This window comes from Lactobacillus sp. UMNPBX15 (assembly GCF_002553785.1).
Lineage (GTDB): Bacteria > Bacillota > Bacilli > Lactobacillales > Lactobacillaceae > Lactobacillus > Lactobacillus crispatus.
Genome location: NZ_PCYV01000032.1, coordinates 18,484 through 28,226, shown reverse-complemented (window position 1 = coordinate 28,226; position 9,743 = coordinate 18,484). Strand labels below are relative to the sequence as shown.

The 9,743-nt window shown below is 33.6% G+C and carries 11 protein-coding genes; 3 read left to right on the top strand and 8 right to left on the bottom strand.

The window, feature by feature from the left end:
• Positions 1–35: 35 nt before the first annotated feature.
• Both CP366_RS08255 and CP366_RS08250 read right to left on the bottom strand, forming a co-directional pair.
• Positions 36–1,241 (bottom strand): glycerophosphoryl diester phosphodiesterase membrane domain-containing protein, encoded by a 1,206-nt coding sequence (locus CP366_RS08255; RefSeq protein ID WP_233197979.1) that lies wholly within the window; start codon positions 1,239–1,241, stop codon positions 36–38.
• Between the two features lie 92 nt (positions 1,242–1,333).
• Positions 1,334–1,738, bottom strand: a complete 405-nt coding sequence (locus CP366_RS08250; protein WP_005727488.1) for an iron-sulfur cluster biosynthesis family protein — start codon at positions 1,736–1,738, stop codon at positions 1,334–1,336.
• A gap of 199 nt (positions 1,739–1,937) precedes the next feature.
• On the opposite strand from CP366_RS08250, the gene CP366_RS08245 reads away from it, so the two are divergent.
• The 3 genes from CP366_RS08245 to htpX all read left to right on the top strand — a co-directional run bounded on the left by CP366_RS08245 (position 1,938) and on the right by htpX (position 4,616).
• Positions 1,938–3,044 (top strand): SLC13 family permease, encoded by a 1,107-nt coding sequence (locus CP366_RS08245; protein WP_089147956.1) that lies wholly within the window; start codon positions 1,938–1,940, stop codon positions 3,042–3,044.
• 96 nt (positions 3,045–3,140) lie between these two features.
• On the top strand, positions 3,141–3,701 hold the full coding sequence (locus CP366_RS08240) for a LemA family protein (protein WP_061204357.1): 561 nt from the start codon (positions 3,141–3,143) through the stop codon (positions 3,699–3,701).
• Positions 3,702–3,719: 18 nt separating this feature from the next.
• Positions 3,720–4,616 (top strand): zinc metalloprotease HtpX, encoded by an 897-nt coding sequence (gene htpX / locus CP366_RS08235; protein ID WP_023487933.1) that lies wholly within the window; start codon positions 3,720–3,722, stop codon positions 4,614–4,616.
• Between the two features lie 103 nt (positions 4,617–4,719).
• Here htpX and CP366_RS08230 read toward each other — a convergent pair whose 3' ends face one another.
• The 6 genes from CP366_RS08230 to CP366_RS08205 form a co-directional block, all read right to left on the bottom strand.
• A complete protein-coding gene (locus tag CP366_RS08230; protein WP_089145635.1) occupies positions 4,720–5,424 on the bottom strand; it encodes a hypothetical protein in 705 nt (234 codons plus the stop codon).
• A 25-nt stretch (positions 5,425–5,449) separates the two neighbouring features.
• Entirely contained in the window at positions 5,450–6,067 is a 618-nt protein-coding gene (locus CP366_RS08225) for an aggregation promoting protein (protein WP_089145636.1), read from the bottom strand.
• A gap of 261 nt (positions 6,068–6,328) precedes the next feature.
• Positions 6,329–6,604 (bottom strand): hypothetical protein, encoded by a 276-nt coding sequence (locus CP366_RS08220; protein WP_089145637.1) that lies wholly within the window; start codon positions 6,602–6,604, stop codon positions 6,329–6,331.
• Between the two features lie 15 nt (positions 6,605–6,619).
• Positions 6,620–7,309, bottom strand: a complete 690-nt coding sequence (locus CP366_RS08215; RefSeq protein ID WP_089145638.1) for a hypothetical protein — start codon at positions 7,307–7,309, stop codon at positions 6,620–6,622.
• Between the two features lie 180 nt (positions 7,310–7,489).
• Complete coding sequence (locus CP366_RS08210) at positions 7,490–8,314, bottom strand: helix-turn-helix domain-containing protein (protein ID WP_089145639.1); 825 nt, start codon at positions 8,312–8,314, stop codon at positions 7,490–7,492.
• A gap of 361 nt (positions 8,315–8,675) precedes the next feature.
• A complete protein-coding gene (locus tag CP366_RS08205; protein ID WP_089145640.1) occupies positions 8,676–9,617 on the bottom strand; it encodes an AraC family transcriptional regulator in 942 nt (313 codons plus the stop codon).
• Between the last annotated feature and the right edge of the window lie 126 nt (positions 9,618–9,743).

The following is a 9,743-nucleotide window of genomic DNA, read 5'->3' as shown; positions in this document are numbered from 1 at the left end:
ATTATAGCACACTTTATAACACTTAAGAAACACAATTACACATATATTTTTAAACTTGTTGAAACTCCCGTTAGCTTCAATAAATTCTCATCATGAATTACGATATATTTTTTATCCTTAGTTTCATGAACATCAATTTCAACGTAGTCCGGCTTTTCTTTAGCCGTTTTTCTTAATGACTGTAACGTGTTTTGTACGCCATTTTTATCATCAACGCCGCGATGAGAAATAATTACTGGCGCTTTAGCATTTACACTAGTCAAATATAAATAATTGGTGGATATTGCATCAATCATTACTAGTACAAACACAACTAATGTACTTAGAATTATTTTTTTAGTTTTACCTGTTTGACTTATCTTTTCTTGCCTTAAAGCTTTCAAAATAATAGATAAGCCCAGTACACTAACATAGACTAACGCTACTTCACTAATAATTTGAACAAGCGAAAGATTGATAATGGCTACAATTAACGGACATTTCCCAGGTAATAAATCAACTAATAGCTGCAAGCAATACATTGCTAAATAGAAAATTGTCATGACTGCTGCAGATAAAACGGCTAAAACAATAATCCTCCAGCAAATCGTCCGCCAACGGTAGTGCGCCGTTAATCGCCAACTTCTTTTTACTGCTTGCGCCGACTTTAAGTGGTCAAAAACGATGATGGGTAAAGCAAATACTAGCCTTGCACCAAGGATCAAAGCGGCTAAATAAAACGCAATCAAAACGGCTAACAAGATTGGCGTTCTCGTCAGATAATCCAAGATAAATTCTGAAATCTGCACTTTGCTTAAAAGTGGTGTTCTAAAGATGACATCGGCTAACGGTACTACCAATAAAAAATAGAGCATCAAAATAAAAAGCGTGCCCAAACGAATTTTTTTGATATTTTGCCAAGTTTGAATAAAACTATTTTTCCACGTAAAAACTTGATGCTTAATATCCCAAACGCCATGAAGTAAATAAGCTAATTGCGCATACAAGACTACTAATAAAAGCAGCAACTCAATTATCAAAATTAAAAAGGCAACCGTATGCGTCGTAATGATCATCACTACATTTTGATAAGATACGAACGGAATAGCACTAGCCTGCAAAACAAAGGTTGTAATATAGCGAAAAAATGGAATAACAATAAATTGATTAAATAAACTTAATCCCATAAAAAGTAGCAGATACCGCAGCCAATTTTGGCAAAATTCACGACTACCTGCTTTTATTTCTTTGACAAAAGTCATTGTTCTTCCCCCCTTGCATTGAAATTACTTTCTTAATTCTATACTAAAAAAGGACGAGGTCATTCCCTCGTCCCTATGATTAATTTTATTTTTTAACATTGACCGCCGTTTTTTAGATCATCAGCAGTAATTGCTTCAGGTTCATATTGGGTAACGGTCATCCCACCATCAATAATGCCGCTGTCTGAAGATAAACTCAAAGTTGAGTTGCGCGCATTTACCACTAGACCTGGTTCAAAGAAAGTTGTTTCCGGCTGAGCAGTATACAAGTCAAGACCAGCATTATTTTCGATTGAAATATTATACTTAGGATCTTTTTCAGCAAGGATTACAAACTGGAAGCTGTCGCCAATAGTACAAGTGCCGCCTTTTTTAGAATACTTGGTTGAACCATCATCTAAAGCCAAGATGACAATTTGGTGATCTGCATCCATCTTGCTTTTAATCATTTCTGCAGCATCTGGTTTAATATTGATTGAAATTGCATTCTCTGTCATTTTGTTTCCTCTTTTCAATCTAAATTTGATTAATTTACTTATTTAAATATAGCACGACTAGTTCCAACTAACTAAAAATATGCTCGAAAATGCCGCTAATCTTGATATTTTTAAAATTTATCATTGCATGCAATCACAAAAAGGCTCAAAATGGTACATAGGGTTTTTAGACGATTGTAATACGTAAGGGGGACCTTTTATGACCGTCTTAAAGAATATTGCTAAAGATAGAATTTTACAGATTACTGTGATCATTACAGTAGTCAGTCTTTTTTTTGCCAGACCGCGGTTTGCGGATATTAATTTCCATACATTATGGTCCGTTGCCGCGATGTTAACGATTATCCAGATCTATGCATACTTGCACGTTCTGGACGTTTTGGCATACAAGCTTACAAGCATTGCCGACAACACACGTAAGCTGAACACGCTGTTTTCGTTGTTGGCTGTTATTTCAGGGATGTTTTTAGGTAATGACATTACTGCATTAACCTTGATCCCATTGTATTTAAATATTGCTAAACGTTATAAATTGCCGCAGATTTTACCTGTTACCTTAATCGGAATGGGCGCAAACATCGGAGCAGCGTTTACGCCTTGGGGCAATCCGCACAATATTTTCTTGGTCAGCCGTTTTAACGTTGGTCCACTAAAGTTTTTTGAATGGTCTGTGCCTTATTTAGTAGTTTCAATGTTAATCATGGGGTTAGTCTTTCTATTTATTCCTAAAGAAGAAATTCCTGTCCAAAAAACTGAGCCTATCAAAATCAGTTGGCGTCCGACACTGATAACTACTGCTGTCTTTATTTTCTTCTTCTTTGGTGTTTTCAGAACCATTGATATTATTTGGCCAATGTTGGCATCAATCGCATTAGCCCTCGCAATTAATCCTCGGATTATGCTTAAAATTGACTACGCCTTACTTCTTACCTTTACTGGTTTCTTCATCTTCATCAGCGATATCCAACAAATCCCTGTTATTGTAAATCTAATCCATGGTACTGTTTATTCCGAAATTTCAACTTACTTCGCTTCAATTATCTCCAGTCAGGTAATGAGTAACGTACCATCAACCATTTTAGTTGGTAAATTTACTACTTATGCTCAAGCATTATTCTTGGGGTCAAACATTGGTGGTTTTGGTTCAGCCATTGGCTCAATGGCCAACATGTTAGTTCTTAAGACTTTCAATCAACACGGCAGCGTAAGCAAGAAGAAATTTTTCATTCAATGGACCATTATGCAGTTTGCTGGTTTGATTATTTTGACTGCAGTCGGATTATTACTATTAATCTTCAGAATTTAATATTTTTTGTTAAGAATGTCGCTTTGGCATTCTTTTTCATTGCCCAAGAAATTCGAAAACGATAAAATTAAATAAATATTTATGGAGGAAAAAACTATGTCACCATTAATTTGGATCATTATCGCCATTATTGTTTTAATCGTGGCTATTTATATCGTAACTTATAACGGTTTGCAAAGAGCAAAAGTCTACGCCGAAGAGGCTTGGAGTCAAATTGACGTTCAACTTAAGCGTCGGAATGACTTAATTCCTAACTTGGTTGAAACCACCAAGGGCTATGCCAAGCATGAAAAATCAACTTTTGAGGAAGTAGTCAAATTACGTAATCAATTGGTTAATGTGCCTCAAGGTAACCATGAAGAAGCGATGAAGCTTTCTAACCAAATTACTGATTCTCTGAAGTCAATTTTTGCTTTGGCTGAAGCCTACCCAGACTTGAAAGCTAATCAAAACTTCTTAAAATTGCAAGAAGAATTGACTAACACTGAAAACAAGATCGCTTACTCTCGTCAACTTTATAATTCAACTGTAGCAACATATGATCAAAAGTTGCTTACTTTCCCATCAAATATTGTTGCCAAGTGGCACCACTTTACTAAGATTAACTACTTAGAAACTCCTAGTGAAGAAAAGAATGTGCCTCAAGTTAAGTTTTAATTTTAAGGAAGTTTAACCATGCTTTACCAACAAATTGCTCGTAATAAACGCAAAACGGCGTTAATTATGTTCATCTTTTTGGTGATCTTAGGCTTAGTTGGTGCGGGAATCGGTTATCTTTGGAGCAATAGTCCAACAATGGGCGTTATTATTGCTTTAATCGGTAGTTTAGTCTACTTATTCATCATGTGGCAAAATCCAGCCAACATGATTATGAGCTTGAATCACGCGCAAGAAATTCATGAAGCCGACAATCCGGAACTGTGGCATATCGTAGAAGATATGGCGATGGTGGCACAGGTTCCAATGCCACGGGTCTATATTATTCCTGATCCTAGTCCCAATGCTTTTGCAACTGGTCGGGACCCTGAACATAGTGCGGTGGCAGTTACTCAAGGAATTTTAGAATTACTTGATCGTGAAGAACTCGAAGGCGTCTTAGGGCATGAATTATCACACGTGAAAAACTACGATATTTTACTTTCAACAATTGCCGTGGTATTAGTTGGGGTCATTTCTTTTATCTCTAATATGGCGTCCAATTTTTGGTTCTGGGGCGGCGTGCGCAGTGATGACGACGATGACCGTGACAGTAATGCTTTAGCCATGATTTTTAAAGTGGTTGCCTTGGTCTTCGTTTTGATCTTAGGTCCACTTTCGGCATCCCTAGCCCAAATGGCTTTATCACGTAACCGTGAGTATCTAGCTGATGCATCTTCAGTTAAATTAACACGTAATCCGCAAGGCTTAATTTCTGCCTTACGCAAGATTGAAAATAGCCAACCAATGAAAGTAGCTGATAGTAGTAGTGCTGGATTATATATCGAAAATCCATTCCACAATCACGGTTTGACGCACTTGTTTGATACTCACCCACCAACAGCAGACCGCATTAAACGCTTAGAAAATATGTAAAAAAGTTCGAACGATTATTGAATTTTCTAAATAAGGAATCAATGATCATTCGAACTTTTAAATTTATGACTGTATTTTTCTAATGAATACAGTCATTTATTATTTAATTAATAGTCCATAGTAAGATATTATCCTGTTTTTCCTGCATAAGATCTCGGATACCATCATCTTGTTTCATTTGTTGTAAGAAACTTAAAACAAACCTACGTTGCTTTCTTTTTAACTTTTCAGCTGCTTTGACAGCTAAATTAAAATCATACTTATTTTTAGCGATCCGTTTACGACCAGATACAGTATCTTTTTCTGGTGTTTTACTATTTAATCTTTCAAAATCTCTCTTTTTTATTCTTTTTAATGGATTAATAACCTTTTGAAGAGACTTACTTTGTATATCACAGTATTGTAGCCCAGCATTTGGTGTCCAGACATTATACTTATGATCCTTAGAAGTGACAAAATACTCGGGGGTACCATTCACATTCTTAAATACCATGACTTTAACAACCTTAAATTTAACATTTTTTAGCTTTTTAGAACTAATGCTTTTAGCGCCTTTAAAGTATGGATTATTTAAAAGTTTTCGATAGTTGCTTCTTCCAACAAAAATAGGTAGGGCAGAAGAATTAACATTTAAAATGTAGCCCCATTTACTAAGTTTAGGAGTATTCTTAATTACATAATGCTTTTTTACTTGCTTTGAAGCTACATTAGAGGCATTTGCAACATTACCCGAAATTAATGTATTGTTAAACAATGCTGTAAGTGCAACTGTAGTAACCAGAGCTGTAGCAATTTTCTTTAATTTCATAATCTAATCTATTAATTCTTTTCAATTAATACCAATTATGTGCTAACCAGAATTTTTTAGCATTTACCCATGAGCCATAACGACCTTTAACATATCGATTTGCAGTTCGTTCCTGATTAGCGGGAGATAAGTTTCCGTGTAAGTAACCTAATGATAATTGATAGCGTCCATATACACTACCATTTCTTGCAGTGTAGCTACCACCAGATTCACGTTGTGCAATCCAAGCTTTAGCTCTACGATTAGCAGGTGATAGATGGCTCCAATACTTTACATACAATGAATGTGGTACAGCATCGTTCTCTTGAGCAAATAAATTTGAATTTTGTGGGAGATACAAAGGGGTCCCATTTTTAATTGGATCATCTGGTTTAATATTGTCGTTTAATTTCTCAAGAACTGCTAAAGAAGTATTATTAGCTTCTGCAACTTGACGAAGAGTTTGATTATCATGGCTTGCAACCGGTGAAATAGATGTTTTAATAGGAACTACTGTATCGTTGTGACCGATTTGTAAAGCATTAGTATCAGCTGCTTTTCCATTTTCGATTGTATCAGCTTTTACTTGATTCCCCATGACGAAAATTGCTCCTGCAATAATCGCTGATGATAATAATAAACCTGTTTTTCCACAGATTTTCATTTAATTTCTCCTTTTCATATAAAATTTTTATCAACTAGCCAATAATATTCTAAAGAATTAATCTTATTTATTTACTTTTTAGAAATCTGCTAAATACTATACTTCATCTTTTTCAGATTTATTTAATTAAATGAAACAAAAAGTACAAAACAAAAACTCAATATTTCCATATAAATCAAAGCAGATCTAGAAAAAGGTCATTCAAATACAGTAAAAATGTAATCGAATGGTCTAAGGCACAAAACATTAATTATTTTGAAATTACTTATTGTTTCGAATTTTTTTTATTTTAAAGTAAGTAAAAACTGCACTAATTAACGCTACAATATCTAGTGGTATAAAAAGTATAATTCCAATTATATTTTTTATTAGCAAAAAGAATATATTAGCAATCAGCATTAACATTGGTAATACTAGTACATTCCAATAACCAAATCTTTGCCATAGACTATAGCGATAAGCCTTATATGCAGGCGTAGCACTAATTCCTAATCCTATGGCAATTAAGACTATATCAAGCCAGCCTAGATAAGACATGTCGTTCTCCTTATGTTAAAAAGTGTGAAAAGAAATATTAGGCGCATCCATGTAAATCTTACTATGACGATGTTTCCTATTAAAATTAGCTAATCTATTAGAAGTAGAATCTGTGTATGCCCCTAATGCATCACTTAGAGTACCAGCAATTTCATGTCCAGTCACCTGAGCTACCATACCGACAATAGTAGTTACACCTGATGCTGTACCTAATTTACCTATAAACCAATTAACGGCAGCATTTGAAGTAAAGTAGATTCTTACGCCCCACCAAAAACCGCGTACATAGCATCCACTATGTATTCTAGTAGATCCGCTAAATCCTGAAGCAAACATTACAAAAGGAGATTGATATGAAACTTCTTTTGTTTGTGGGTCAATAATCAGCCTATCCTTAATAATAGCCTGATTAGTTTTTTCAACTTGTTTATTTACAGATTGAATGACATTATTTGGTAAAAGCCGTTCTCCTTCTGGAGTGATATAAAATTGATTATTTTTCACTTCAACATACTGATCTGCCAATTCAATGTCAGATTGTGAAAGATTAACAGAAGTATGTTGATTTAAATCAACTTTATTTAGATCTGCTTTACTTGGTTGTGATGTTGTATCTGCAGATACCAATGTTGATAAAGGAAAACTAGCTACTGATGCCAATAAAGCAGCTGCTAACAAACTAATCTTAATTTGTTTTGATTTCATTATTAAATCCTCCATGTTAAAGCCAATAATTTACTATTCAGAAAGAATTGGAAATTCCCAATAAATCATATACTCACCTCTTTTTTTATTTTTCTTACTAAAGAATATTCCTCTCTTACTAGAAGGTTTTATAAAGTTTCGTAAGCGAAACAAATGTGGTGAAATATTTCATGTACTTATTTAAATTGGCCAATTTTTAACCCCTACAGTTATTCCCAAAGCCAACAAATCTGACTTCATTTGCTTTGCAGTATCTATTTCATTATTAAACAAGTGGTTAAAATACTTGCCACATATTTTATAATTTTCAAAGTGAGCGGTCGATGCAAGATCTTTTAAATATTTCAAAGCATTTGTGACATTATCGTTTATTTTTGGCTTCTTTTTATATCTCCAGTCAAGATAGTTACAACATAAGATAGCATACCGTTCTTTCATACTTTCATAAATTTGTTCAGTATGAGCAATTTTTATGAAGAATAGTCTCATTTCAACTTCAACTTTATCATTTGGAAGAATCAATAACGAAGTATTAAATAATCTTAGTGCGTCTATATCTTTTATCCAGTTTGGATGACTATTAAGTTTATCAATTACCGATTTTTTAAATTCATCATTTAATTTATCAATATTATTTGTCAAAAACGCAACTGTAATTTCGGCCCGTTGTTGTAAATACTTATTAGATGTTTTAGTTTTTATTTGAGCTAAATATTCTTGAGCCATCTTCGTATTATGATTATTTAAGGCCTGCTGCATTCCATTAAATATTTTTTCTTCATATTGTCTACTTTCAGACATATATGTACTTTTTAACATTTCAAAAAAATCGTTAATATCAATATTATTTTTAAATAATATCTTCACCAATGAATCACTGCTAAGGCTTTGTTTCCCATTAACCACTTTAGAATAAGTTCCTTTTGAAATTATACCAGCAGCCATCGCTGTAGCTGTTAAACCTAATTGATTTTGTACTTTTTTTAATGCTTCCCCAATAGTCATAATCTGTTACTTCCCATTCTTTTAATAAGAAAATTATACTCATTATTCTTACACTCGATAATCAAATTAAATAAATAATTACCAAGCATACCTGTTATTACGATAATTATGACAGTATCACTGTTGAATCGGTTATTGTATTGAACGATTACGTAACATTAAGCAAAAATACAAACATATTTTATCTAGACATATCAAAATCTGGAGATGTCAACAAATATTTATCAATTACAAAACATGCCCGAAAGGCTTTATATTGAACTATTGAATAAATGAAGCCTCATTTGTTCATACACTGAATTGGGTTTTCAAACTGATTTAAAGTAAAAAATAATCTGGAACTTTCGTCCAGATTATTTTTTTACTTTAAATTGATATTTGCTTGTCTAAACAATTCTGCCCGCATCGCTGCTGGTGTTATGTGGTAGTATTGATTAAATTTCTTATAAAAGAAAGACTTACTCGAATATCCGACTCGACCAATAATCTCTCTAAGTGAAATATCAGGCTGAGCCAGCAATTCACGCGCTTCTTGCATTCTTCGATCATCCACGTGATCCACAAAACTCTTGCCAGTCTTAGCCTTAACCATATTAGAGAAATAATTAGGATTGAAGCCAAAGTATTTTGCAGCGTCAGATAAAGAGACATCGGCAAAATGAAGATCGATGTAATTATCTAAGGTCTTCTTTTCAAACTTAGTTTTATCCAAACTAGTCGGTGTTGCCATGCGCTGAGTTCTAATTGAAATAATCAACATAGTGGTCAACTCAGCCTGAATTAAAGCTTTAGTAAACAAATCATTATTCAAATAACCGCCAATAATATGTTGCATCACTTGAGAAGCACGAGTAATTTGATTATTTTTTAGCCAAAGAACATGTTCATTTTCTAAGCTATCAACGATTTGCTCAATAACTTTAACCTCACGTTCTCCCTTACAGCTAAAATCTTTAAAATACTTGCGATATAGAAATCCACGCTTAAACTTCAACTTTATCAGTACGGTATCAGGTTTTTGACTTAAAATCTCATACTTGCAACCTTCATTCAGTAGCAAAACATTCCCAGACTTCATTTGAATGATCTTTTCACCACTCTTAATTGTCACAGTACCCTTAGCAATATATAAAATCGTTGAAACATCCATCCGATAGCGATGAATACCAGTATTATGATTTTCAAGGTAGATAGTAAACAGATCAAAATCTGGATTACCAGCTTCCAACTTTATTTCATTCTTATCTGTTGAATTTGACTTTAATACACTTGCCAGATATTGGTCCAAAGCAACAGCTGCCATATGTCCACCTTCCTTAAATTAAATAAAATATGGTAACACTATAATTACATTATAAATCAAAACTTTATTTAGTATTAAGTATTATTTATGATTTGCTCTACTTATAACAAACTTTACCTGTAGACA